25 protein-coding genes are annotated in these 22547 nt (G+C 63.6%); 12 read left to right on the top strand and 13 right to left on the bottom strand.

Translation table 11 applies throughout. The annotated features are described in order from the left end of the window. Nucleotides 1–34 precede the first annotated feature (34 nt). Complete coding sequence (locus tag IB267_RS13635; protein WP_192448063.1) at nt 35–952, top strand: DMT family transporter; 918 nt, start codon at nt 35–37, stop codon at nt 950–952. Between the two features lie 33 nt (nt 953–985). Continuing rightward, the gene (locus IB267_RS13640) at nt 986–1684 is read left to right on the top strand and encodes a B3/4 domain-containing protein (RefSeq protein ID WP_192448064.1); all 699 of its coding nucleotides are present in this window, start codon (nt 986–988) and stop codon (nt 1682–1684) included. Between the two features lie 73 nt (nt 1685–1757). On the opposite strand, the gene IB267_RS13645 is transcribed toward IB267_RS13640, so the two are convergent. After that, entirely contained in the window at nt 1758–3341 is a 1584-nt protein-coding gene (locus IB267_RS13645; RefSeq protein WP_043615500.1) for a peptide chain release factor 3, read from the bottom strand. A gap of 91 nt (nt 3342–3432) precedes the next feature. Between IB267_RS13645 and dut the strand changes: the two genes are divergently transcribed. Next, nucleotides 3433–3906, top strand: a complete 474-nt coding sequence (dut, locus tag IB267_RS13650) for a dUTP diphosphatase (protein ID WP_192448065.1) — start codon at nt 3433–3435, stop codon at nt 3904–3906. 13 nt (nt 3907–3919) lie between these two features. On the opposite strand, the gene IB267_RS13655 is transcribed toward dut, so the two are convergent. Then, nucleotides 3920–4357, bottom strand: a complete 438-nt coding sequence (locus tag IB267_RS13655; RefSeq protein ID WP_043615495.1) for an Lrp/AsnC family transcriptional regulator — start codon at nt 4355–4357, stop codon at nt 3920–3922. A 132-nt stretch (nt 4358–4489) separates the two neighbouring features. Between IB267_RS13655 and IB267_RS13660 the strand changes: the two genes are divergently transcribed. Both IB267_RS13660 and IB267_RS13665 read left to right on the top strand, forming a co-directional pair. Continuing rightward, complete coding sequence (locus tag IB267_RS13660) at nt 4490–5404, top strand: DMT family transporter (RefSeq protein ID WP_192448066.1); 915 nt, start codon at nt 4490–4492, stop codon at nt 5402–5404. Further along, nucleotides 5401–5706, top strand: a complete 306-nt coding sequence (locus IB267_RS13665) for an NIPSNAP family protein (RefSeq protein ID WP_192448067.1) — start codon at nt 5401–5403, stop codon at nt 5704–5706. Before IB267_RS13660 ends, IB267_RS13665 begins: the two co-directional genes overlap by 4 nt. A 39-nt stretch (nt 5707–5745) precedes the next feature. Here the strand turns inward: IB267_RS13665 and IB267_RS13670 are convergent, their stop codons facing one another. Continuing rightward, entirely contained in the window at nt 5746–6378 is a 633-nt protein-coding gene (locus IB267_RS13670; RefSeq protein WP_043615486.1) for a LysE family translocator, read from the bottom strand. A gap of 174 nt (nt 6379–6552) precedes the next feature. Between IB267_RS13670 and IB267_RS13675 the strand changes: the two genes are divergently transcribed. Both IB267_RS13675 and cysK read left to right on the top strand, forming a co-directional pair. Continuing rightward, a complete protein-coding gene (locus IB267_RS13675) occupies nt 6553–7170 on the top strand; it encodes a LysE family translocator (protein ID WP_192448068.1) in 618 nt (205 codons plus the stop codon). A gap of 137 nt (nt 7171–7307) precedes the next feature. After that, nucleotides 7308–8276: a cysteine synthase A gene (cysK, locus tag IB267_RS13680; protein ID WP_192448069.1), complete on the top strand. Its 969-nt coding sequence runs from the start codon at nt 7308–7310 to the stop codon at nt 8274–8276. A 76-nt stretch (nt 8277–8352) separates the two neighbouring features. On the opposite strand, the gene IB267_RS13685 is transcribed toward cysK, so the two are convergent. From IB267_RS13685 to rsmI, 10 genes are all read right to left on the bottom strand, one after another. Continuing rightward, nucleotides 8353–8841: an SRPBCC family protein gene (locus IB267_RS13685; RefSeq protein WP_192448070.1), complete on the bottom strand. Its 489-nt coding sequence runs from the start codon at nt 8839–8841 to the stop codon at nt 8353–8355. A 119-nt stretch (nt 8842–8960) separates the two neighbouring features. Further along, the gene (locus IB267_RS13690) at nt 8961–10493 is read right to left on the bottom strand and encodes a YifB family Mg chelatase-like AAA ATPase (protein WP_192448071.1); all 1533 of its coding nucleotides are present in this window, start codon (nt 10491–10493) and stop codon (nt 8961–8963) included. Between the two features lie 215 nt (nt 10494–10708). Beyond that, nucleotides 10709–11656: a glutathione synthase gene (gene gshB, locus IB267_RS13695; RefSeq protein WP_192448072.1), complete on the bottom strand. Its 948-nt coding sequence runs from the start codon at nt 11654–11656 to the stop codon at nt 10709–10711. A 143-nt stretch (nt 11657–11799) separates the two neighbouring features. Next, nucleotides 11800–12789, bottom strand: coding sequence for an endonuclease (locus IB267_RS13700; protein WP_192448073.1), 990 nt, complete (start codon nt 12787–12789; stop codon nt 11800–11802). Next, complete coding sequence (locus IB267_RS13705) at nt 12786–13898, bottom strand: sn-glycerol-3-phosphate import ATP-binding protein UgpC (RefSeq protein WP_192448074.1); 1113 nt, start codon at nt 13896–13898, stop codon at nt 12786–12788. The genes IB267_RS13700 and IB267_RS13705 overlap by 4 nt, the downstream gene beginning before the upstream one ends. A 67-nt stretch (nt 13899–13965) precedes the next feature. Then, nucleotides 13966–14808, bottom strand: a complete 843-nt coding sequence (gene ugpE / locus IB267_RS13710; RefSeq protein WP_192448075.1) for a sn-glycerol-3-phosphate ABC transporter permease UgpE — start codon at nt 14806–14808, stop codon at nt 13966–13968. Between the two features lie 10 nt (nt 14809–14818). Beyond that, complete coding sequence (locus IB267_RS13715; RefSeq protein ID WP_246810623.1) at nt 14819–15823, bottom strand: ABC transporter permease subunit; 1005 nt, start codon at nt 15821–15823, stop codon at nt 14819–14821. Between the two features lie 5 nt (nt 15824–15828). After that, complete coding sequence (locus IB267_RS13720; protein WP_192448077.1) at nt 15829–17127, bottom strand: extracellular solute-binding protein; 1299 nt, start codon at nt 17125–17127, stop codon at nt 15829–15831. Between the two features lie 160 nt (nt 17128–17287). Next, nucleotides 17288–17656 (bottom strand): YraN family protein, encoded by a 369-nt coding sequence (locus IB267_RS13725; RefSeq protein WP_192448078.1) that lies wholly within the window; start codon nt 17654–17656, stop codon nt 17288–17290. Beyond that, on the bottom strand, nt 17646–18575 hold the full coding sequence (gene rsmI, locus IB267_RS13730) for a 16S rRNA (cytidine(1402)-2'-O)-methyltransferase (protein ID WP_192448079.1): 930 nt from the start codon (nt 18573–18575) through the stop codon (nt 17646–17648). The genes IB267_RS13725 and rsmI overlap by 11 nt, the downstream gene beginning before the upstream one ends. A 251-nt stretch (nt 18576–18826) precedes the next feature. Between rsmI and dnaN the strand changes: the two genes are divergently transcribed. The 5 genes from dnaN (at nt 18827) to IB267_RS13755 (ending at nt 22488) form a co-directional block, all read left to right on the top strand. Further along, entirely contained in the window at nt 18827–19945 is a 1119-nt protein-coding gene (gene dnaN, locus IB267_RS13735) for a DNA polymerase III subunit beta (protein ID WP_192448080.1), read from the top strand. A 237-nt stretch (nt 19946–20182) separates the two neighbouring features. Continuing rightward, nucleotides 20183–20785 (top strand): phospholipid N-methyltransferase PmtA, encoded by a 603-nt coding sequence (gene pmtA, locus IB267_RS13740; protein ID WP_082005986.1) that lies wholly within the window; start codon nt 20183–20185, stop codon nt 20783–20785. A gap of 4 nt (nt 20786–20789) precedes the next feature. Then, nucleotides 20790–21377, top strand: a complete 588-nt coding sequence (locus tag IB267_RS13745) for a histidine phosphatase family protein (protein ID WP_192448081.1) — start codon at nt 20790–20792, stop codon at nt 21375–21377. Between the two features lie 3 nt (nt 21378–21380). Beyond that, nucleotides 21381–22085 (top strand): orotidine-5'-phosphate decarboxylase, encoded by a 705-nt coding sequence (gene pyrF / locus IB267_RS13750; RefSeq protein WP_192448082.1) that lies wholly within the window; start codon nt 21381–21383, stop codon nt 22083–22085. Nucleotides 22086–22200: 115 nt separating this feature from the next. Further along, nucleotides 22201–22488 (top strand): DUF1330 domain-containing protein, encoded by a 288-nt coding sequence (locus IB267_RS13755; protein WP_192448083.1) that lies wholly within the window; start codon nt 22201–22203, stop codon nt 22486–22488. Nucleotides 22489–22547 lie beyond the last annotated feature (59 nt).

Below are 22547 nucleotides of genomic sequence, written 5' to 3' on the forward strand. Positions count from 1 at the left end.
AGCGACAAGCGTGGCGCAGCAACGGAGAACGGACGTGTCGGGAAAATTTCAAGGCTATCTCTACCTGTCGCTCGCGATGATCCTCGTCGGCAGCACCGTCATCGCCAGCAAGATCATCGCAGCGGGCCTGCCACCATTCACTGCCACCGCGCTGCGCTTTGCCGTCGCCTTCCCGCTCTTCCTGTTGTTGATGTGGCTCACCAGGACGTCATGGCCGAAACTGAAAGGCCGCGACTGGCTTCTCCTCATCGCCCAGGCGGGCGCCGGCAGCGTCGGCTATACGACGCTCTTGATCGCCGGCCTGAGCCTGACGTCGGCAACCGATGCGGGCGTGGTGATCGGCACCCTGCCGGTGGTTTCCGCCGCCATCGCCATCCTTCTTCTCGGCGAGCGCCCGGACCGCAAAGTGCTTGCGGCGATCGCGCTTGCCGCAGCCGGCGTGCTCACCATCGTCTTCAAGCCCGGTGAAGGCGGCACCCATTCGCCGCTCGGCATCGCCCTTATCTTCGGCGCCGTCATCTGCGAGGGCCTTTTCATCCTCCTCAACAAGCGCGTGAAGACGGAGATCTCGCCGCTCGCGCTTTCGACGCTGATGGCCGGCCTCGGCTTCGTGGTCGCCCTCATCCCCGCGCTCTTCGAGACGCATGCAACGGCCGCGATCGACAGGGACGCAATCGTTGCGGTTCTCTACTACGCCCTCATCCCGACCGTTGCCGGCTTCCTGCTCTGGTATGCGGGGGCGGCCAAAGTGAGCGGCACCGAGGCCTCCGTCTTCACCGCGCTGGCGCCCGTTTCAGCCGTCGCCTTTGCCTTTCTGTTGCTCGGCGAGCCGGTCGGCGTCCCACAATTGCTTGGGATCGGCTGCGTGCTCGCCGCCGTCCTCGGCATGACCCTACCCCAGATCCGCGCTGGCCGAAGGACAGCACGCGCCCTTCCCACCGCAAAGGCCTGAACCAGAGTGAACGCACCCAATTCGAGGACTTCCATGCACTTCCAGCACGTAGACGACATCTGGCGCGATTTCCCGGAGCTGAGCGCCGGCGCGCTTTTCATCGATGGCATCAGCGGCGGTGTCTCGATCGGGGACCATGTTCGCCATTTCCAGGCGATCGCGAACGATCGCCTCGGTTCAGGTTCGGAAAGCGACCTGCCCGAGATCCAGGCCTGGCGCCGGACCTTTGCCAAGATGGGATTGAAGCCGACGCAGTATCGCTCGGCGTCCGAAGCCTTGCTCCGGCGCTTCCGCAAGGAAGGCGACCTACCCTCAATCCACCCGCTGATCGATCTCTGCAACGCCGCGTCGCTCGCCTTCGCCATTCCGATCGCGGTCTTCGACTTGGCGCAGGTTGCCGGCCATCTGCATGTCTGCCGGGCATTCGGCAACGAGAGCTATCTGACGTTCTCAGGAGAAACAGAAAATCCGGAACCAGCCGAAGTGGTCTTCACTGACGCCGAGGGGCGGGCGCATGCGCGACGCTGGACCAACCGGCAGAGCGGCCTTTCGGCGATACGACCTGAGACAACGCGAGCGCTGATCGTAGCGGAAGCGCTGCACGAGACGGCACGCGAGGACATCGCACGCCTGCTTACAGCACTTTCGCCGGCCATCGAACAGAGTTGGGGCGCTCGTAAAAGCATGGCCATGCTCGATCGTTCGTCGCCGCGTTTCGATTTTTCGGTTTAGGGATTTCGTCCCGAAACGGCGCTTGAGCGCCGAGAGGCCGGCCGATGCCTTGGCACCGGCCGGACGCAAACAATCAGGCCGCCTTGGCGACGTGATATTCCTTGATCGCGACCATCTTGATCGCCGGGTAGCGCTCGGCCTCGTAGCGCAGCGAGAAGCTGTCCTGCGCCAGGAACACCGGGTCGCCGTCGAGATCGCGGGCGATGTCGCCGCGGCGCGCCGTGACGAACTTGTCGAGTTCGGCAGGCTGGTCGGACGAGATCCAGCGGCAGACGGAGAAGCGCGACATTTCGAAGGAGACCGGCAGGCCGTATTCGGCGCTGAGGCGCTCCTTCAAGACGTCGAGCTGCAGCGCACCGACGACACCGACGATCGCCGGAGAACCGTCTTCCGGCGAGAAGAGCTGCACGACGCCCTCTTCGGCCATCTGCTGCAGCGCTTCTTTCAGCTTCTTTGCCTTCATCGCATCTTCCAAGCGCACGCGGCGCAGGATTTCAGGCGAGAAGTTCGGCACGCCCTGGAACACCAGCGGTTCGCCCTCGGTCAGCGTGTCGCCGATCCGGAGCGTGCCATGGTTCGGGATGCCGACGACGTCGCCTGCGTAGGCCGTGTCGGCGAGCTGGCGCTGCGAGGCGAAGAAGAACTGCGGGGCGCTGAGGCCGAGCTGCTTGCCGGTGCGCGACAGGCGCGCCTTCATGCCGCGCTCGAGCTTGCCGGAGCAAACGCGGGCAAAGGCGATGCGGTCGCGATGGTTCGGGTCCATGTTGGCCTGGATCTTGAAGACGAAGGCCGTCATCTTGTCGTCGGTGGCATGCACCGTGCGGACATCCGCCACCTGATCGCGCGGCGGCGGCGCGATGTCGCCGAGCGCATTGATGAGATCGCGGACACCGAAGTTGCGCAGCGCCGAGCCGAAGAAGACCGGAGTCAGGTGACCTTCGAGGAAGGCCTTCTTGTCGAAGGGCTTGCACGCCTCGATCGCCAGCATCAGCTCTTCGGTAAAGGCATCGCGCTCGTTTTCCGGCAGGCGATGGGAGGCCATTTCCGGGCCGTTGACCTTGGTCGGGATTTCCTGCGTGTCGGACCCGCGCACGGTGTTGTCGGCGAGGTTGTAGGAGCCGCAGAAGGTCTTGGAGCGCCCGATCGGCCAGGTCACCGGCGCGCAGTCGAGCGCCAGCTTTTCCTCGACCTCGTCCAGGATCTCGAAGGGATCGCGGCTTTCACGGTCCATTTTGTTGACGAAGGTGATGATCGGGATGTCGCGCATGCGGCAGACTTCGAAGAGCTTCAGCGTGCGCGGCTCGATACCCTTGGCGGCGTCGATGACCATGACGGCCGCATCCACCGCCGTCAGCGTGCGGTAAGTGTCGTCGGCGAAGTCCTCGTGACCGGGCGTATCGAGAATGTTGAAGACGTTGCCGCCATACTCGAAGGTCATCACCGAGGTGACGACCGAGATGCCGCGCTCGCGCTCGATCTTCATCCAGTCCGAACGGGTCTGGATGCGGTCCTTCTTGGCCTTGACCTCACCGGCGAGCTGGATCGCACCGCCGAACAGCAGCAACTTTTCCGTGAGCGTGGTCTTACCGGCGTCCGGGTGGGCGATAATCGCAAATGTGCGGCGGCGGGAGACCGCCTCGGCGAGAGTTTCAGCCATATCGTAAAATCCTGTGAGTTGCCGCGTCCTTTACAGGCTCGGCCCCGATTATGCAATTGACCGAGGCGCCCGTGGCCCGGCTTATGCGGGCATGAGCACGCACACGCCCCTATCCCGCCCAACCCTCAACCTCGTTCGCCTGCCGCACGGCGAAGGCCTGGAGCTTCCGGCCTACGAGACCGCAGGCGCTGCCGGCATGGATTTGCGCGCGGGCGTTCCCGCCGATCGGCCGCTGATGCTTAACCCAGGCAAGCGCGCCCTCGTTCCGACCGGCTTCATTTTCGAAGTGCCCGCCGGCCACGAGGCGCAGATCCGCCCACGCTCTGGCCTTGCCTTCAAGCACGGCATCACCTGCCTCAACACGCCCGGCACGATCGACAGCGACTATCGCGGCGAAGTGAAGGTGCTGCTGGTCAATCTCGGCGACGAGGAGTTCATCATCGAGCGCGGCATGCGCATCGCCCAGATGGTGATCGCACCGGTCACGCAGGTGACTGTTCGCGAGGCCGAAGGGGCAAGCGAGACGGCACGCGGCGCCGGCGGCTTCGGCTCGACCGGCGTTTAAGACAGATTTCCCATTAAAGGAGCGGCGGCAGGCGGCGCTTGACCGGCGTCGACTTGACGATTGAGGTGTTGGTCTGCGCCTTCTCGGCGATCCGGTCGAGGATCGTGTCGAGCTGCGCCATGTCACGCACGTAGAGCTTGGCGATGAAACAGTCGTCGCCGGTGACCTTGTCGCACTCGACGAATTCCGGCGTCTCCTGGATCAGCCGTTCGACGATGTGCAGCATGCCCGGCATCGGCCGCACGCGGATGACCGCCTGCAAGGGATAGCCAACCTTCGCCGGATTGAGGGCGATGGTGAAACCGTCGAGGACGCCGCGCTCTTCCAGCTTGCGCAGCCGATCCGCAGCACTCGGCGATGAGAGCCCCGCCTCCTGCGCCAGCTCCTTCAGCGACACCCGGGCATTGGCTGCCAGTATGTCGAGGATTCGTCGGTCTATCTCGTCCAGCATCACGACACCATAAGCCACAACAACAATCAGAACTTCGATAATTAGGCAATATAGCACAACTGCCTTCGTTCATCCATGGGAAAGGCCATGAGTACCGGCTATTCTGCGATCACCAATAGGAGAGCAGTGACCATGAATACCGAGCTCGCACGCGGCAGTATCGAGATGACGGCAGCAATGCTGATCTCCGGTACCATCGGCTGGTTCGTGCTGATGTCGGGGCAGCCGGTGACGAGCGTGGTGTTCTGGCGCTGCGTCTTCGGGGCCGTGACACTCGTTGCCATCGCCGGGGTGCTCGGGCTTCTCGACCGTCGTCACTTCAGCCGGCGGATGCTGCTGCTGTCGGTCGTCGGCGGCATCGCCATCGTCGTCAACTGGCTGCTGCTGTTCGCCGCCTATTCCCACGCATCGATCTCGATCGCGACCATGGTCTACAACACCCAGCCCTTCATGCTCTTGGGGCTTGGCGCCGTGTTCCTCGGCGAAAAGATCACTGTCACCAAGATCTTCTGGCTGCTGGTGTCGTTTTCCGGCATGCTCGCGATCATTTCGGCCAAGCCCGGCCAGGGCTTCGCGCCCGAAGACTACCTGATCGGCGTTGCTCTTTCGATCGGCGCTGCCTTCTTCTACGCGATCGCGGCGATTGCGACCAAGCTGCTCAAGGGCACGCCGCCGCATCTGATCGCGCTGATCCAGGTGATCACCGGCACCGTGATGCTGGCACCGATGGCGCTTGCCGCACCCGCCCCGTCAGGTGCAACGCAGTGGTCGATCGTCCTGACCCTCGGCATCATCCACACCGGGCTCATGTATGTGCTGCTTTACGGCGCGATCCAGCGGCTCCCGACACATATGACCGGCGCGCTTTCCTTCATCTATCCGATCGCCGCGATCGTCGTCGACCGCTTCGCTTTCGGGCACCAGCTGCAGCCGATCCAGATCGCCGGCTCGGTCGCGATCCTCGTTGCGGCCGCCGGCATGACTCTTGGCTGGAAACTTCGGTTTCCGTCTTCTATCAAGCGGGAACGCGAAGGGAGAACCGCATGATCACCTGCTACCTGAAATACGTTATCGACCCTTACAAGGCGGCCGAGTTCGAGCATTATGCCAAGCTCTGGATCCCGCTCGTCAATCGGCTGGGCGGCACGCACCACGGCTACTTCCTGCCGCACGAGGGGGCGAACAATATTGCGCTGGCGCTCTTCAGCTTTCCGAGCCTGGCCGCATACGAGGCCTACCGCAAGGAAATGGCCGCGGATCCCGAATGCCAGGAGGCCTTCGCCTATGCCGAGAAGACGCGCTGCATCCTCAGCTACGAGCGCAGCTTCATGCGGCCGGTTTTCGAGTAAGCCCGTTCCGGGATTGAAGAAGGCATCGGCAAACGCGCGTTAGCGCCGTGCTTCCGAGGCCATGCTCAGCGCGAAGCCGAACAGCGCCGTGCCCATCGCCCAGCGCTGAACCACCATGAACAACGGCCGCCCGGCAAGGAAGGCGGCGATGCCGCTGGCGGCCAGCGCGATCATGGCGTTGACGGTCACGCTGGTCGCAATCTGGATCGAGCCGAAGACCAGCGACTGGCCGAGCACGTTGCCGAGCTCCGGCCGGATGAACTGCGGCAGCAGCGAGAGATAGAGCACCGCCACCTTGGGATTAAGCAGGCTCGTCAGGAAGCCCATGACGAACAGTTTCTTCGGCCCATCCTTCGGCAGGTTCTTGACCTGAAAGGGCGAGCGTCCGCCGGGCCTAACCGCCTGCCAGGCGAGATAGAGAAGGTATGCCGCACCGGCGATGCGAAGCGCATCATAGGCGAAGGGCACGGCCAGGAGCAGCGCCGTGATCCCGAGTGCCGCCGAGACCATGTAGACGACGAAGCCGAGCGCCACGCCGCCGAGCGAGATCAATCCGGCGCCAGGCCCCTGGCTGATCGAGCGCGAGATCAGGTAGATCATGTTCGGCCCCGGCGTCAGCACCATGCCAAGGGCCAGGAGGGCAAAGCCGATCATATCCTTCAACTCGGGCATGGAGAGGCGCCTTTCGCTCGTTTTCAGCAAGCTCTACGCATTTCGCAGCAGCGGACAACGCCAGACTTGTCACCCGATCAATTTCGCCAGCAGACGCCCGCCGATCGCAGTTCGGTGATTTCCTTTTTCGGTCGCTTGCGGTAAAAATCGGTATCATCTTCGCAAGGACGTTCCATGACGCTCGCGGCCCTCATCGCCTATAGCGGCGCGCTCTTCATCGCCGCTGCCATCCCCGGCCCCGGCGTGACGGCGCTGGTTGCGCGCGCGCTCGGCTCCGGTTTCCGCGAAACCTTTTTCATGGGTCTCGGCATCGCGCTTGGCGACATGATCTATCTGACGGCCGTTATCCTCGGGCTCGCGCTGATCGCCCAGACCTTCACCACAGCCTTCCTGGTGGTGAAGTTTGCCGGGGTTCTCTATCTCGCTTACATCGCCTGGAAGCTCTGGAGCGCGGGGCTGCTGCCCGAGGACATCAAGGCAAAGCCCTCGACGAGTGCGGCGATGTCCTTCCTGTCCGGCCTGCTGATCACGCTCGGCAATCCGAAGACGATGCTGTTTTACGTGGCGCTCGTGCCGACGCTGATCGACATCAGGGCGATCGGCCCCGGCGATTACGGCCTGCTGCTGACCGCCACCTTCCTGGTGCTCCTAAGCGTGCTCGTACCCTATATTCTGCTCGCCTCGCGTGCGCGCCTGTTGCTCAAGCAACCGAAGGCCCTGAAAGCGCTGAACCGGGTCGCCGCCAGCGTGCTTGCCGGAACGGCGGCCTATATCGCCGTTCGCGCCAACTGAAAAAACTTTTCCCGAACAACGACTTCGCCGGTGGTTTTTCCTTCGGCGGATCACCGCGCGGTGTTTGTCGTTCTGGAATTGCGCGTTCATTGTTCCTATTCTCATAGCACGACACTTCACGCCCAAGGGAGAAACCCATGTCCGACACACGCAAGCCCGGCCGCGGCCGCGTCTACTCCTCGATCACGGAAACGATCGGCGACACGCCCATCGTGCGGCTGGACAAGCTTGCCAAGGAAAAGGGCGTCAAGGCGAACCTGCTGGCCAAACTCGAGTTCTTCAACCCGATCGCCTCCGTCAAGGACCGTATCGGCGTGGCGATGATCGAGAGCCTGGAAGCGCAGGGCAAGATTACGCCCGGCCGCACGACGCTGGTGGAGCCGACCTCCGGCAACACCGGCATCGCGCTCGCCTTCGTCGCGGCCGCCAAAGGCTACAAGCTGATTCTGACGATGCCGGAGACCATGTCGGTCGAGCGGCGCAAGATGCTGGCGCTGCTCGGCGCCGAGCTGGTGCTAACCGAAGGTGCCAAGGGCATGAAGGGCGCGATCGCCAAGGCGCAGGAACTGGTCGAGACGCTGCCGGACGCCATCATCCCGCAGCAGTTCGAAAATCCGGCCAATCCGGAAATCCACCGCAAGACGACGGCCGAGGAAATCTGGAACGACACGGACGGCGCGGTCGACATTTTCGTCTCCGGCATCGGCACCGGCGGCACGATTACCGGCGCCGGCCAGGTGCTGAAGGCGCGCAAGCCCTCGGTCAAGGTGATCGCCGTCGAGCCGGAAGAATCGCCGGTTCTTTCCGGTGGCGCCCCCGGCCCGCACAAGATCCAGGGCATCGGCGCAGGCTTTGCCCCGGCGATCCTCGACACCACGGTCTACGACGAGATCGTCACCGTCAACAGCGCGGAAGCGATCGAGGTCGCCCGCCTTGTCGCCAAGCTCGAAGGCGTACCGGTCGGCATCTCCGCAGGTGCCGCGCTCACGGCGGCGATCGAGGTCGGCCAGCGTGAGGAAAATGCCGGCAAGACCATCGTCGTCATCATCCCGTCCTTTGCCGAACGCTACCTCTCGACGGTGCTGTTCGAGGGCCTGGGCGGCTAATCGGGCTGGCATCACTTGCAATTGGAAAGGGCGCCACGGGCGCCCTTTTTGTTTGTCGTTAATGCGTGGTTCTGCTTCAGCCAGCCTGCTCCGTGAAGCCTGCAAGATTGGCGAGCGTCGAGCGCAGGCCGGCGTCGTGATCTTCCTTCGAAATGCCCTCCGGCACGTTTTCGCAGGTGACGCTGACGCGGGTGCCATCTGCCACCGGCTCCAGCGCCCAGGTGATCCGCATCGTCCCGGCAAAAGCCGGATCGTCGGATTGAAACTCCGTCTCCTGCACCACGCACCGATCCGGCTCCAACGCGACGAAGCGACCGGAAACGATGTCGGCATCCTCCGAGCTCTTGCCCTGCGTCCTGTCGTCCGGCGTCTCGTAGATCAGCGTCATCCGGAAGACGCCGCCGACGTGCGGCTGAAAGGCATGCACCTGCCCCTTCATGCCTTCGGGCGGCAACCAGACCGCCACCGCATCGGGATCGACCAGCGCGGCGTAGATCGCCGACGGCGACGCCTTGATCCGACGTTCGGCGCGATCCGTTCTTCTGCCATTTGGAGTATCTGTCATCCAGTTCACTCCCCGCCGGCCAAGCTGGTTCAAGAAAGCTTGGACGATCCGCTTCAACTCCAGCATCATGCGTGCCCGAGACGGCGAGAGCTGGGCATGCACAGTCGTGTCTGCCCTCGTCAGGCAGCCGCCTGCAGCCGTTCGCCGGCGATCCGGTAGGAAATCGCCTCGGCGAGATGAATGCGGCCGACGGTTATCGAGCCATCGAGATCGGCGAGCGTGCGGGCAACCTTCAGTACACGGTGGTAGCCGCGGGCGGAGAACTTCATCTTTTCGGCAGCGTCCCTGAGCAGCTGCAGCCCGGCCGCATCGGGTGCCGCGATCTTCTCGATCAGCGAGGTCGATGCGCGGGCATTGCTAGTCAACTCCGCATGGCCGAGGGCGGCAAAGCGGTCGATCTGTATGGCGCGGGCGCGGGCGACGCGACGGGCGACGACCTCGCTGCTTTCGGCCGCTGCCGGCTTCAAGAGGTCGGCGGCGCTGACGGCCGGCACGTCGATGCGGATATCAATGCGGTCCATCAGCGGGCCGGAGATGCGCGCCTGGTAGTCGGACATACAGCGCGGGCCCCGGGCGCAGCTACGGCCCGGCTCGCCGGCCATGCCGCAGCGGCAGGGGTTCATGGCGGCGACAAGCTGGATCGCAGCGGGATAGCTCACCCGGTGATTGGCGCGGGCGATGATGCATTCGGCCGTTTCGAGCGGCTGGCGCAGCGCATCGAGTACCTGCGGCGTGAATTCCGGAAACTCGTCGAGAAACAGCACGCCGTTATGGGCGAGCGACGCCTCGCCGGGCTTGGCGCGAAGGCCGCCACCAACCATCGCGGCCATGGTGGCGGAATGGTGCGGCGTGCGAAACGGCCGTCGGTCCGAAAGCTTGCCGCCCGGCAGTTGCCCGGCGATCGAGTGGATCATCGACACTTCGAGCAATTCGGCCGGATTGAGCGGCGGCAGGATCGACGGCAGGCGGGCAGCAAGCATCGACTTGCCCGATCCGGGCGGGCCGACCATCAAGAGATTGTGGTTGCCGGCAGCAGCCACCTCGAGCGCCCGCTTGGCGCTCTCCTGTCCCTTGATGTCGGCGAGATCGGGCAGGTTAGACGCGCCCGAGCGGATGGCGGCTTCAGGCCGCGAAAGCACCTGCGTGCCGCGGAAATGATTGGCGATCGCGATCAAACTGCGCGGCGCAAGAATATCGATATCGGCGCCGGCCCAGGCCGCCTCGGGTCCGCTTTCGGCCGGGCAGATCAGCCCCTTGCCGAGCGCATTGGCGCCGATCGCGGCGGGAAGCGCTCCGGCAACGGCGGCAATGGTGCCATCGAGATTGAGTTCGCCGATCACGACGTAAGGCGCCAGTGCATCGCCGGGGATGGCGCCGAGGGCTGCCATAAGCCCGAGTGCGATGGCGAGGTCGAAATGGCTGCCTTCCTTCGGCAGGTCGGCGGGCGCGAGATTGACAGTCACCCGCTTGGCCGGCAGGGCGAGACCGGAGGCATGCAGGGCCGCCTGTACCCGCTCGCGGCTTTCGGCGACGGCCTTGTCCGGCAGGCCGACGATCTGCATGCCGACCTTGCCCGGCGCGACCATCACCTGCACGTCAACAGGCAGTCCCTCGATACCCTGAAATGCCACCGTGCTGACGCGCGCGACCATGCTTGCCCCCTCGCCCAGGCAGCCCGGCTATCGGGCGCCGCAACCGCCCAGGGTTGCAGGCAGAAGCCTTGCACGGATCACGCACAAAAACAAGAACAATAACAGAACGTTTGAAAGGGGTGCACGCACCGGCAAGGGCGTTCCAGTAAACGGCCGCGGGCGGAAGCCCGCGGCAGCGCCATCGACCCGCGATGAATCCTCAGCCGAGGTATTGATCAGGCGCGCTTGCGCTCGATCGCATCCCAGAGAAGGCTGGCGACATCGGCGCCGCCGAACTTCTTGACTTCGCGGATGCCAGTCGGCGAGGTCACGTTGATCTCGGTCATGTAGTCGCCGATGACGTCGATGCCGACGAAGAGGAAGCCGCGCTCCTTGAGTGCCGGCGCGATGCGCGCGCAGATTTCCTTCTCGCGCGCCGTCAGTTCGGTCGGCTCCGGGCGGCCGCCGGCATGCATGTTGGAGCGGGCGTCATGGTCCGCCGGAACGCGGTTGATGGCGCCCACCGGTTCGCCGTCGACGAGCAGGATGCGCTTGTCGCCCTTGCGCACCGCCGGCAGGTATTCCTGGGCGATGAAGGGCTCTCGGAACATCTGGCCGAACATTTCCAGCAGTGAGGACATGTTGCGGTCGTCGCGGGTCGAGTGGAAGACCCCGGCGCCGCCGTTGCCGTAGAGTGGCTTCAGGATGATATCGCCCATTTCCTGGCGGAAGCTGGCGATTTCGGCGGGATCGCGGGTGATCAGCGTCTTCGGCATCAGGTCGGCAAATTCGGTGACGAAGATCTTCTCCGGCGAGTTGCGCACCCAGGCCGGATCGTTGACGACGAGCGTCTTCGGATGCAGGCGCTCCAGAAGATGCGTCGAGGTGATGTAGGCCATGTCGAAGGGCGGGTCCTGGCGGAGCAGGATGACGTCCATGGTCGAGAGATCGACGCGCTCGGCTTCGCCAAGCGTGAAGTGATCGCCCTTGACGTCGCGCAGCGTCATCGGCTGCGCGCTCGCATAGACCTTGCCGTCGCGCAGCGACAGCTTTTCGGGCGTGTAGTGGAAAAGGCGATAGCCGCGCGACTGTGCCTCGAGGCTCATGGCGAAGGTGGAATCGCCCGCAATGTTGATGCCCGACACATGGTCCATCTGGACCCCGACATTGACGATTTTCGCCATCTACCCATCCCTCATGGATCACGGACAGCCGTGATCGATTTCAAACTACCGGAACGGAAGAGGGAAAACCGCTGCCCCCTGCCGCACTGGTAAAGTCCTCGACATGTAGAATGCGGGCGGGCCTTAGGCAAGGAGAGCCGGGCCTATTCGAAGCCTTCGACGACGCAGGTGATGAGATCGTGGTCCGAAAGCGGCCGGCCGGTCTTGTCGAGCGACGGGATGATGCGGGTCTCGCCAATTTTCAGACCGCGCGACAGGAACCAGTCGAGCTTCATCGCCCGTTCCGGCCATCGCGTGATGAGGCTCGGACGCGTGGTCATGATGTCGAGCGAGCCGCCGTGGCGGGTAAAGCCGCGTGCGGCACTGACGGCAAAGAGACCTTCGGCCTCGAAGTCGCCGCCGGCATGGTTGCCGGTGTTGAGGTCCCCGCCGATCAGCAGCGGCAGGCCCGGGAAGGCTTCATCGAGCGCGTCGATCAATTCCTTGACCTGGCGCTCGCGATAGACGGCGGTCGTTGCGCTTTCGAGATGGGTGGAGACGGCGACGAAGGGACCATCCTCGGTCTCGATGACGGCGCCGATCGCCATACGTTCCCCAAGGCGCGGCTGCTCGCCATCGGTGAACCACAGGCGTTCACCCCAGAGGCGCAGCATGAAGGGTCGACCGAGCGGTACGGATGCCATCAACGCATTGCCATGGAAACCCTTGGCGTTGAAATCGTCCTCGCAGAATTCGCGCTCGGTGTCGGAGCCGAGGCCAAGCTCGATGAACTCGATGCCATAGGCGTATTGCATGCCGAGCGTATCGGCGACTTCGGCGGTCGGATGACGCTGGCCGGTGCGGGCCATGCCGTTGTCCATTTCCGAAAGCAGGACAACCGGCGCGCCCGTTTCTGCCAGATGTGCAGCACTTTCCGGCGCAAACAGGCAGCGCTCCAGATTCCAGGCAGAGACGGTGAACGGAAAGGCGAGCGACGTCTCGGAGGACGGCGCACCACCGACCTCGACGCTGTTCATCTCCGGCCGGGCAGCCATGGCGGCGTCATGGGCGGCGATGGTGCGAACGATCTCGGCAAAGCTGGCGCAGGTTTCAAGCGAGGGAACGGCAAGTTGCTCGACGGTTTCGAAAATCACGATGCGGTCTCCAGGCGAAGGGTCTGCGCCGGGGCTTCATTGGCAAACGACGTGCCGCGCTCCAGCCGCTTTCCGGTCTCGAGCGAGAAGAAGTGCAGGCGGTCGACCGCGATGGTCACCGCGAGATCGCCCGATAGCGGCGTTTCCGGCGAAAGCGCGATGGTCAGCGCCTGGCCCTCGATGGTGCCATGCACGAGCCGCTGCGCGCCCAGTTCCTCGACATAGTCGACCTGAAGCAGCATGGCGTCCTCGCCGACGCCAGCAAGCCGGAGATCCTCGGCGCGAAGGCCAACGGTGACGGCCCCCTCCACCGGCGCGCGGCCGGCGAGGTCTATCCGGTAGAGACCGATCTGCAGGCCACCGCCATCGATGTGCCCCTTGATCAGGTTCATAGCCGGCGAGCCGATGAAGCTCGCGACGAAGGTCGAGGCCGGGCGGTGGTAGACGTCGAGCGGACGGCCGATCTGCTCTATCCGGCCACCATTCAAAACCACGAGCCGGTCGGCGAGCGTCATCGCCTCGAGCTGGTCGTGGGTGACGTAGAGCGAGGTGGTGCCGAGGCGCTTCTGCAGGCGCTTGATCTCGCCGCGCATCGACACGCGCAGCTTGGCGTCGAGGTTGGAGAGCGGCTCGTCGAAGAGGAAGGCCGCCGGTTTGCGCACGATGGCGCGGCCCATGGCGACGCGCTGGCGCTGGCCGCCCGAGAGCGCGCGGGGCTTGCGGGAGAGATACGGCTCGATCTCGAGCATGCGCGCGGCTTCGGCGACACGGGCGTCGATCTCCGCCTTCGGCGTCTTGCGGTTCCTCAGACCGTAGGCGAGGTTCTCGTAGACGGTCATATGCGGATAGAGCGCATAGTTCTGGAAGACCATGGCGATATCGCGCTCGGCCGGGTCGACGTCGTTGATCACGCGCGAACCGATCGACACATTGCCCTTCGAGATCGTCTCAAGCCCTGCGACCATGCGTAGAAGCGTGGACTTGCCGCAGCCCGAAGGGCCGACCAGCACGATGAACTCGCCGTCCTCGATATCGATCGAGACGGATTTCACCACCTCGACATTGCCGTGATAGATCTTCGAGACCTCGGCGATGGTAATGGCCGCCATGGCTGCCTCCGTAAAATTGGTGTCGTTTCAGGAGCGGGCGGGACCTTTGTCCCGCCCTCACCTCCGCTTACTTGTCGCTTTCGGTCAGCCCCTTGATGAACCAGCGCTGGAAGATCACCACGATCATGACCGGCGGGAGCATCGCGAGGATCGCCAGCGCAAAGGCCTCGTTATAGTCGGGGATGTTCGAGCCGACCCAGACGAGCAGGATCTGCTTGATGCCGCGCACCAGCGTGAAGAAGCCTTCGTCCGTCGTCATCAGGGTGGGCCACAGATACTGGTTCCAGCCATAGACGAACATGATGATGAAGATCGCCGCCATCATCGTGCGCGACAGCGGCACCAGGACGTCGATGAAGAACTTGAACGGCCCGGCGCCGTCGATGCGCGCGGCTTCCAAGAGCTCGTCCGGCACCGACTTGAAGAACTGCCGGAAATAGAAGGTGCCGGTCGCCGAAGCGAGCAGCGGCACGATCAGGCCGGTATAGGTGTTCGTCAGCTTCAGCGTGTTCATCACTTCGTAGGACGGAAGGATGCGCACTTCGAGCGGCAGAAGCAGCGTCGTGAAGATCACCCAGAAGAAGAAGGTCGCGAGAGGAAAGCGGAAATAGACCAGCGCATAGGCGGCCAGCATGGACAGCACGATCTTGCCGACGGCAAAGCCCAAGCCCAAGATCATCGAGTTCAGCATCATGTTGAAGCCGGTGATCTTGCCAGTGAAGCCGCCCTCGCGGGTCAGCACGGTCTGATAGGTTTCGACGAAATGGCCGCCCCAGGTGAGGCTGAGGCCGTTGCGGTGGATATCGGCGGCCTCGTGCGTCGAGGTCATGAAGGCGACGACAACAGGCGCCACCATGATGAAGACGCCGAAGAGCAGGATGATGTGGTCGAAAATCTTGGTGCGATGCATCGGCCCCGCCTCAATTGTAGTGCACGCGCCGCTCGATGAAGCGGAACTGGAAGATTGTGAGAACGAAGACGATCAGCATCAGGATCACCGACTGGGCCGACGAGCCGCCGAGGTCGTTGCCGCGGAAACCGTCCATGTAGACCTTGTAGACAAGGGTGATCGGGTTGTTGGCCGCCTTGTCCTTCACCATCACGTCGATGACGCCGAAGGTGTCGAACAGCGCATAGGTGACGTTGATGATCAGAAGGAAGAAGGCGGTCGGCGCCAGAAGCGGCAGGATGACGGTCCAGAAGCGGCGGAAGCCCGAGCGGCAATCGATCGCCGCCGCCTCACGCACCGCCACCGGAATGCCCTGCAGGCCGGAGAGGAAGAAGATGAAATTGTAGGGGATCTGTTTCCAGACCGACACGACCACCATGGAAAAGGCGGTGTCGAAGTAATTCAGGCCGACCTTGATGTCCCAGCCGAACCAGCGGGCGAGCTCGACGATCGGGCCGATATGCTGGTCGAAGAACATCATCCCGATCAGACCCGCAACCGGCGGGGCGATGGCATAGACCCAGATCAGCAGCGTCTTGTAGGCGGCGTTGCCGCGGATGACGCCATCGGCCTTGACGGCGAGCAGCAGGCCGATCGACAACGCAAAGAACGTGACGAGCGCGGTGAAGACCGCGGTAAAGCGGGCGATGCCGAGATATTCGCCTGACTTCAGCACGTCCGTATAGTTGGTCATGCCGACGAAGGTCGATCCAAAGCCGAAGGGATCTTCGAGATAGAAGGACGACTGGATCGCCTGAACCGAGGGCCAGTAGAAGAAGATGAAGATGATCGCGAGCTGCGGCGAGAGGAAGACGTAAGGCAGGAACCGCGATGAGAACTGCACGCGCTTTGCAGCACTTTCCTCTCCGCTATTCGACTGGCCACCGAAAAGCCGGAAGGCGCCGAAGCGACGCCCCCCGGTCTTTGTTCCGGTCCCTCCCCGCGATGCGGGGAGGAGATCTGTCACGGTCGACATGGAGATCAGCCGGCGGTCTTGGCGAAGCGAGCGAGCAGCTCGTTGCCTTCCTTCTCGATCGTATCGAACGCGTCCTTGACGGTCGTTTCGCCCGAGAAGATGCGGCCGTATTCGCGTTCCATGATTTCGCGGATCTGCGGGTAGAAGCCGAGGCGGTAGCCCTTCGACCAGTCGCCCGCCGGCAGCATGAGCTGCTTGATGCCGACTTCGGCAACCGGCTTCTCCTTGTAGTAGCCATCCTTCTGGGCAAGCTCGTAGGCTGCCTTGGTGATGGCAACGTAGCCGGTGGCCTTGTGGTAGAAGTACTGGATCTCAGGCGAGGTCAGGAACTGGAAGAAGTCGGCAACGCACTTGTTTTCTTCATCCGACTTGCCGGACATGGCAAACAGAGCAGCACCGCCGATGAACGAGTTGGTGCCCGCACCCTTGATCGAGCCCCAATAGGGCAGGAAGGTTGCCGAGAACGGCATCTGCGCCGTCTTCTGCAGGCCGCCGAAGGAGCCCGACGAACCGATCCAGAAGGCCGCCTTGCCTTCTTCGAAGACCTTCTGGTTGTCGTTCCAGCCGGCGCCGTAGAACGCGAAGTAGCCTTCGTCCTTCCAGGCCTTGAGCTTGTCGAACATCATGACGAGGTTCGGGTCGGTGACCTTCAGCTCAGTGTCGACGACGGCGTCGTAGCCGTTGTTGTTGGTGGCGAACTGGATGTTGTTGCGCGAGAAGAAGTTCTCGGTGAACTGCCAGGTCAGCTGCGACTGGACGAGCGGGATGTAGCCGGCTTCCTTGAGCTTGGGGGCGGCAGCTTCGAACTCTTCCCAGGTCTTCGGCGCTTCGACGCCGGCCTTCTTCAGCGCTTCGTCGTTGATGTACATGATCGGCGCCGAAGAGTTGAACGGCATGCCGACGAACTTGCCTTCGCTGTCAGCGTAGAAGTAGCGGACGCCGTCGATGAAGGCGTTGCGGTCGAAGTTGTGGCCGGCCTTGATGATGAGGTCTTCGGCCGGGATGACCGCGCCCTTGGCATTGATGATGGTGGCGGCACCGGCGTCGAAGACCTGCAGGATGTTCGGCTGCTCGCCCGAGCGGAAAGCGGCGATGCCGGAAGCGAGCGCTTCCTCATAGGTGCCCTTGGAAACCGGGGTCAGCGCGCAGGCGCTCTGGGCTTCGTTGAACTTCTTGGAAACTTCATTGATGACTTCGCCGTTGCGGCCGGCCATGCCGTGCCACCAGGTAATATCGGTCGCGGCGAGCGACGAGGTCGCCGAAAAGGCAAGGGTAAGGGCTGCGAGCGTAAACTTCTTGAACATGACTAATCCTCTCCACCGGGTTGCGGATGGCAGTGGACTAGTGACCTTCGATGACAGGCTGGTAACGCTTTTATGTCGGAACGATTACAAATCCGCGAATATGTTCCAACGGGAGACCCGGACGGAACAAGACGATCATTTTCCGTCATCCGGTACCGGCTCAGAACGCATCCGGCAGGTGCCGCGGCCAGCCCCAGGGCGTCACCGTGACGATGTCGTAACGTACGGAAAGCCTGTTGAAATCCGGCTGTTTCGCCAGCCAGAGATCGCTTGCGGCACGAATGCGCCTCTGTGCCGTCGCCGTCACGGCGAAGACGCCGTCTTCGGCCGAGCGGCGGGCCTTGACCTCGACGCAGGCGATGAGATCGCCCTGCCTTGCGATGATGTCGATCTCGCCAAGCTTGGTGCGATGGCGCATCGCGACGATGCGGTAGCCCTTGAGCAGGAGACAAAGCGCGGCGCGGTATTCGGCAAGGTATCCTCGCCTCAGCGCCTTCAGCTTCCGCCTGTCGCCGCCATCAGTCGTCATGGCGCTCCTTCAGTTGCAGCAGCCGATCATAGAGTTCCTTGCGCGGCAGGCCCGTCTGGCGGGCGGCTTCGGTTGCCGCCTTGCCGGTGGGCATGTCGGCAACGAGGCTTTGCAGCAGCGCGTCGACATCGGCCGCCTCCGGTTCGGGCGCGGCGTCAGGAGGGCCGATGACGAGCACGATCTCGCCCTTGACCGGCCCCGCCTGTTCATAATGAACGGCAAGTTCGCCGAGCGTGCCGCGGCGAAACTCCTCGAAGGTCTTGGTCAGTTCGCGGCAGACGGACGCCCGCCGGCCCTCCCCCAAAACGTCGGCCGCCGCGGCAACCGTCGCAGCGATCCGGTGCGGAGATTCGAAGAACAGGATGGTTGCCGGCACGGCGGCGAGTTCCCTGAGGCGATCGCGCTTGGCCTTGTCCTTGGTCGGCAGGAAACCGGCAAAGAGGAAAGCGTCGTTCGGCAGGCCGGAGCCGACGAGGGCTGCCAGCGGCGCCGAGGCGCCGGGGATCGGCACGACGCGATGTCCGGCTTCGATCGCAAGCTGGCCCAGCCGGTAGCCGGGGTCGGAGACCAGCGGTGTGCCGGCATCGGAGACCAGCGCGACCGAACGCCCCTCCGCAAGTGCTGCCAGCAGGCGCGGCCCGACCTCGTCGGCATTGTGCTCGTGGTAGGCGTAGGGACGATTGACGATGCCGTAGCGGTCGAGCAGCACACGCGTGACCCGGGTGTCCTCGCAGGCCAGCACATCGGCGCCGGCCAGCGTTTCCAGCGCCCGCAACGTAATATCGCCGAGATTGCCGATCGGGGTCGCCACCAGATAGAGCGCGGCATCGAGGGGGCGGGCCGGAACGCTCACATTGTGCAGCCGGTAGCTGCGCTCCCTCTGTCCGCCTGCCGGTTCCGCTGTCTTCTGCTTTTCCACCTGTAACGTCCTGATCGTGCTGACCGATGTGTCTATCGGGCCTTTATGAGTGAGCCACCATGACAGAGCAAGGGCAAGACGGCGGGCCTACGTGCTGCATCTGGGGACAGAAGCCCTCAAACCCCTTGCTTTCCGGGCGCTCTTTCTGCCATTTTGCCGGTCCACATCTATCCGGTCGGTCGGCCGGGGCACTCGCAGTTGACGCTCAGGCGGACGTTCGCCCGCCGGGCAATGGTTGAAAGCGGCATCCCATGCGCATTACTCTCGAGCGATCCAACCTCCTGAAATCGCTGAACCACGTGCACCGCGTGGTGGAGCGGCGAAACACGATCCCGATCCTCTCGAACGTGCTCCTGCGTTCCGACGGCGCCAGCCTCGAAATGAAGGCGACCGACCTCGACCTCGAAATCACCGAGGCGACGCCGGCGCAGGTGGAACAGGCGGGCGCGACCACCGTGCCGGCACACCTGCTCTATGACATCGTGCGCAAGCTGCCCGACGGTTCGGAAGTGCTGCTCGCCACCAACGCCGAAGGCACGGCGATGACCGTCGCCTCGGGCCGCTCCAAGTTCTCGCTGCAGTGCCTGCCGCAATCCGACTTCCCGGACCTGACCGCCGGCAGTTTCTCGCATTCGTTCCGCCTCAAGGCGACCGACCTCAAGATGTTGATCGATCGCACCCAGTTCGCGATCTCGACCGAGGAAACCCGCTACTATCTCAACGGCATCTTCGTCCACACGGTCGAAAGCAAGGGTGAACTGAAGCTGCGCGCCGTCGCAACCGACGGCCACCGTCTGGCGCGCGCCGACGTCGAGGCGCCGTCCGGCTCCGAAGGCATGCCGGGCATCATCATCCCGCGCAAGACCGTCAGCGAATTGCAGAAGCTGCTCGACAACCCGGATCTCGTCGTCACCGTCGAAGTCTCCGACGCCAAGATCCGCCTGACAATGGGCTCGATCGTCATGACCTCGAAGCTGATCGACGGCACCTTCCCCGACTACCAGCGCGTCATCCCGGCCAACAACGACAAGGAACTGCGCGTCGATTGCCAGTCCTTCGCCCAGGCCGTCGACCGCGTATCGACGATCTCGTCCGAGCGTGGCCGCGCCGTCAAGCTGGCGCTGAACGAAGGCCAGATGACGCTGACGGTCAACAATCCGGATTCCGGCAGTGCTACGGAAGAATTGCCCGTCGGCTACGACCACGATCCGCTCGAAATCGGCTTCAACGCCAAGTACCTGCTCGACATCACTTCGCAGCTGACCGGCACCGATGCGATCTTCATGCTGGCAGACCCGGGCTCGCCGACGCTCGTCCGTGATCTGGCCGCTGAAGATGCGCTCTATGTGCTCATGCCGATGCGCGTGTAGCCGGGCCTGACGCGGCACGAATTGCCAACCCGTCGCGCCCGCGCGTGGCGGGTTTTTTGTTGACCGCGGCATTTGCGGGCTGTTGATAAGCGAACGCTTTCAGGCGCAGACAGACTTGTTTTTGCCGCAGATGGGGACACATTATGTTGACGCCGCCGCAACCGGCTCGAATCACCGGGTGGGGAATTTTGCGCGGACGGCCTGTGCGAGGAGAGGACAGCGGTTTTGAGGGGTTCAATGAATTTGCGCGTGAAGGTGAAGGAACGGCTCGGACGGAAGTTCGACGAGGAGATTCGCTTTTTCAAGGGATGGATGAGCAACGCCAAGGCCGTCGGCGCGATCCTGCCGACCTCCTCCGTCACCGCGCGCCGAATGGCGAGCGTGATCAACCCGGCCTCGGGCCTTCCGGTTCTTGAGCTCGGCCCCGGCACTGGCGTCATCACCAAGGCGATCCTGGAACGTGGCCTTGAGCCGTCCAATCTCGTGTCGATCGAGTATTCGACCGATTTCTACAATCAGCTCAAGACCAACTTCAACGGCGTCAACTTCATCAACGGCGACGCCTTCGATCTGGAACACACGCTCGGCGAACTCAACGGCCAGACCTTCGACAGCGTCGTCTCGGCCGTGCCGCTTCTGAACTTCCCGATGCACCGGCGCGTCGAACTGATCGACGATCTGCTGTCGCGCATTCCGGTCGGCCGGCCGGTCGTGCAGATTTCCTACGGACCTTTGTCGCCCGTCGTTGCCATGCCGGACCGCTACAGCATCCAGCATCTCGACTTCGTCGTGCGCAACATTCCGCCGGCGCAGCTCTGGGTCTATCGCCGGGCGCACTGACAGGATGTTCGGCGTCTACGTCACCCATCCGCAGGTCCAGATCGATCCTGATGTGCCCGTCCCGCAATGGGGCCTTTCCACCGTTGGCCGCGAACGCGCTGTCATCACCGCCGCGTTGCCCTGGGTGCGTTCGCTCGGACGGATCGTTTCGAGCGACGAAACCAAGGCGATCGAGACCGCACAACTGATGGCCGATGCGGCCGGCGTGACGGTCGAGGTCCATCACGACATGGGCGAGAACGATCGGTCGGCCACCGGCTTCCTGCCGCCGCCGGAATTCGAGAAGGCGGCCGACTGGTTCTTCGCCAATCCCACCGAGAGCTTCAAGGGCTGGGAGCGCGCGATCGACGCCCAGGCCCGCATCTCGAATGCGGTCTTTCGGATCCTCGGCGATCACGACCCGAATATCCCGATCGCCTTCGTGGGCCATGGCGGCGTCGGCACGCTTCTGAAATGCCGGCTCACCGGCGCGCCGATCTCGCGCGCCGCCGACCAGAAGGGTGGCGGCGGCGGCAATGTCTTTGCTTTCCGCCTTGCGGATCGAGCCGTCGCATGCGACTGGACCCCGATGGAACACTGGCAGGGGATTTAGACGATGACCGAAACCGCGCGCGACAGACTGATCGTTGGCCTCGACCTTCCGACGATTGCGGATGCCGAGAAGATCGTGTCGACGCTCGGAAACGACGTCTCCTTCTACAAGATCGGCTACCAGCTGGTCTTTGCCGGCGGCCTGGAATTCGCGCGCGACCTGACCAAGAGCGGCAAGAAGGTCTTCCTCGACATGAAGCTGCTCGACATCGACAACACTGTGGCCAAGGGCGTCGAGAACATCGCCAAGATGGGCATGTCGATGCTGACCCTGCACGCCTATCCGAAGGCGATGAAGGCGGCAGTCGAGGCCGCGAAGGGCTCCGATCTCTGCCTGCTCGGCGTCACCGTGCTCACCTCGATGGACGAGCAGGACGTGATCGATGCCGGCTACGAATACGATCCCCACACGCTGGTGCTGCGCCGGGCCGAACAGGCGCGCGCCGCCGGCATGGGCGGCATCGTCTGCTCGGCGGAAGAATCTTCGGCCGTGCGCAAGATCATCGGCCCCAACATGGCGCTCGTCACGCCGGGCATCCGCCCGGCCGGCGCGGACAAGGGCGACCAGAAGCGGGTGATGACGCCCTCCGAGGCGCTCAAGGCCGGATCCAGCCATCTCGTCGTCGCGCGCCCAATCGTCGCAGCCGCCGAGCCGCTTGCCGCTGCCCGCGCCATCCTTGCCGAAATGAACGGCGCGCTTGCCCGCTGATGCCGGGCGGTACCCCTCGGACCCGCGCGGCCGGCCGATCCGCTTGACCTCGGCCCAAATTTGCCGGAAGTAACACTCCCGTCAGCCTTTCGTGCTGCAAGACGAGGAGCTCAGTATGGCCAAGGGATACTGGATCGCACGGGTCGATGTCCGCGACCCCGAGCGCTACAAGGACTATGTGGCGGCCGCAAAGCCGGCCTTCGAGAAGTACGGCGCCAATTTTCTGGCACGCGGCGGTGTGCATCACCGGCTGGAAGGTGGCGTTCGCGCCCGCAACGTGGTTATCGAATTTCCATCTCTGCAGGCGGCGATCGACTGTTATAACTCGCCCGAGTACCAGATTGCCGCTGCGATCCGCCAGGAAGTCGCCGACGCCGAGATGGTGGTCGTCGAAGGGATCTGATCCCCACCGCCTCCAACCTTCAGCGGGCTCTGCACGCAGGCGTCGATTGGCCTTCACCT

Origin of the sequence: Ensifer sp. ENS09 (genome assembly GCF_014852425.1) — a bacterium.
Taxonomy (GTDB): domain Bacteria; phylum Pseudomonadota; class Alphaproteobacteria; order Rhizobiales; family Rhizobiaceae; genus Ensifer.

Bases quoted from the DNA above. Each gene is read 5' to 3' on its own strand.
- IB267_RS13640 (WP_192448064.1), top strand. From the start codon at position 986: ATGCACTTCCAGCACGTAGACGACATCTGGCGCGATTTCCCGGAGCTG.
- IB267_RS13645 (WP_043615500.1), bottom strand. From the start codon at position 3,341: ATGGCTGAAACTCTCGCCGAGGCGGTCTCCCGCCGCCGCACATTTGCG.
- dut (WP_192448065.1), top strand. From the start codon at position 3,433: ATGAGCACGCACACGCCCCTATCCCGCCCAACCCTCAACCTCGTTCGC.
- IB267_RS13655 (WP_043615495.1), bottom strand. From the start codon at position 4,357: ATGCTGGACGAGATAGACCGACGAATCCTCGACATACTGGCAGCCAAT.
- IB267_RS13660 (WP_192448066.1), top strand. From the start codon at position 4,490: ATGAATACCGAGCTCGCACGCGGCAGTATCGAGATGACGGCAGCAATG.
- IB267_RS13665 (WP_192448067.1), top strand. From the start codon at position 5,401: ATGATCACCTGCTACCTGAAATACGTTATCGACCCTTACAAGGCGGCC.
- IB267_RS13670 (WP_043615486.1), bottom strand. From the start codon at position 6,378: ATGCCCGAGTTGAAGGATATGATCGGCTTTGCCCTCCTGGCCCTTGGC.
- IB267_RS13675 (WP_192448068.1), top strand. From the start codon at position 6,553: ATGACGCTCGCGGCCCTCATCGCCTATAGCGGCGCGCTCTTCATCGCC.
- cysK (WP_192448069.1), top strand. From the start codon at position 7,308: ATGTCCGACACACGCAAGCCCGGCCGCGGCCGCGTCTACTCCTCGATC.
- IB267_RS13685 (WP_192448070.1), bottom strand. From the start codon at position 8,841: ATGACAGATACTCCAAATGGCAGAAGAACGGATCGCGCCGAACGTCGG.
- IB267_RS13690 (WP_192448071.1), bottom strand. From the start codon at position 10,493: ATGGTCGCGCGCGTCAGCACGGTGGCATTTCAGGGTATCGAGGGACTG.
- gshB (WP_192448072.1), bottom strand. From the start codon at position 11,656: ATGGCGAAAATCGTCAATGTCGGGGTCCAGATGGACCATGTGTCGGGC.
- IB267_RS13705 (WP_192448074.1), bottom strand. From the start codon at position 13,898: ATGGCGGCCATTACCATCGCCGAGGTCTCGAAGATCTATCACGGCAAT.
- ugpE (WP_192448075.1), bottom strand. From the start codon at position 14,808: ATGCATCGCACCAAGATTTTCGACCACATCATCCTGCTCTTCGGCGTC.
- IB267_RS13715 (WP_246810623.1), bottom strand. From the start codon at position 15,823: ATGTCGACCGTGACAGATCTCCTCCCCGCATCGCGGGGAGGGACCGGA.
- IB267_RS13720 (WP_192448077.1), bottom strand. From the start codon at position 17,127: ATGTTCAAGAAGTTTACGCTCGCAGCCCTTACCCTTGCCTTTTCGGCG.
- IB267_RS13725 (WP_192448078.1), bottom strand. From the start codon at position 17,656: ATGACGACTGATGGCGGCGACAGGCGGAAGCTGAAGGCGCTGAGGCGA.
- dnaN (WP_192448080.1), top strand. From the start codon at position 18,827: ATGCGCATTACTCTCGAGCGATCCAACCTCCTGAAATCGCTGAACCAC.
- pmtA (WP_082005986.1), top strand. From the start codon at position 20,183: ATGAATTTGCGCGTGAAGGTGAAGGAACGGCTCGGACGGAAGTTCGAC.
- IB267_RS13745 (WP_192448081.1), top strand. From the start codon at position 20,790: ATGTTCGGCGTCTACGTCACCCATCCGCAGGTCCAGATCGATCCTGAT.
- pyrF (WP_192448082.1), top strand. From the start codon at position 21,381: ATGACCGAAACCGCGCGCGACAGACTGATCGTTGGCCTCGACCTTCCG.
- IB267_RS13755 (WP_192448083.1), top strand. From the start codon at position 22,201: ATGGCCAAGGGATACTGGATCGCACGGGTCGATGTCCGCGACCCCGAG.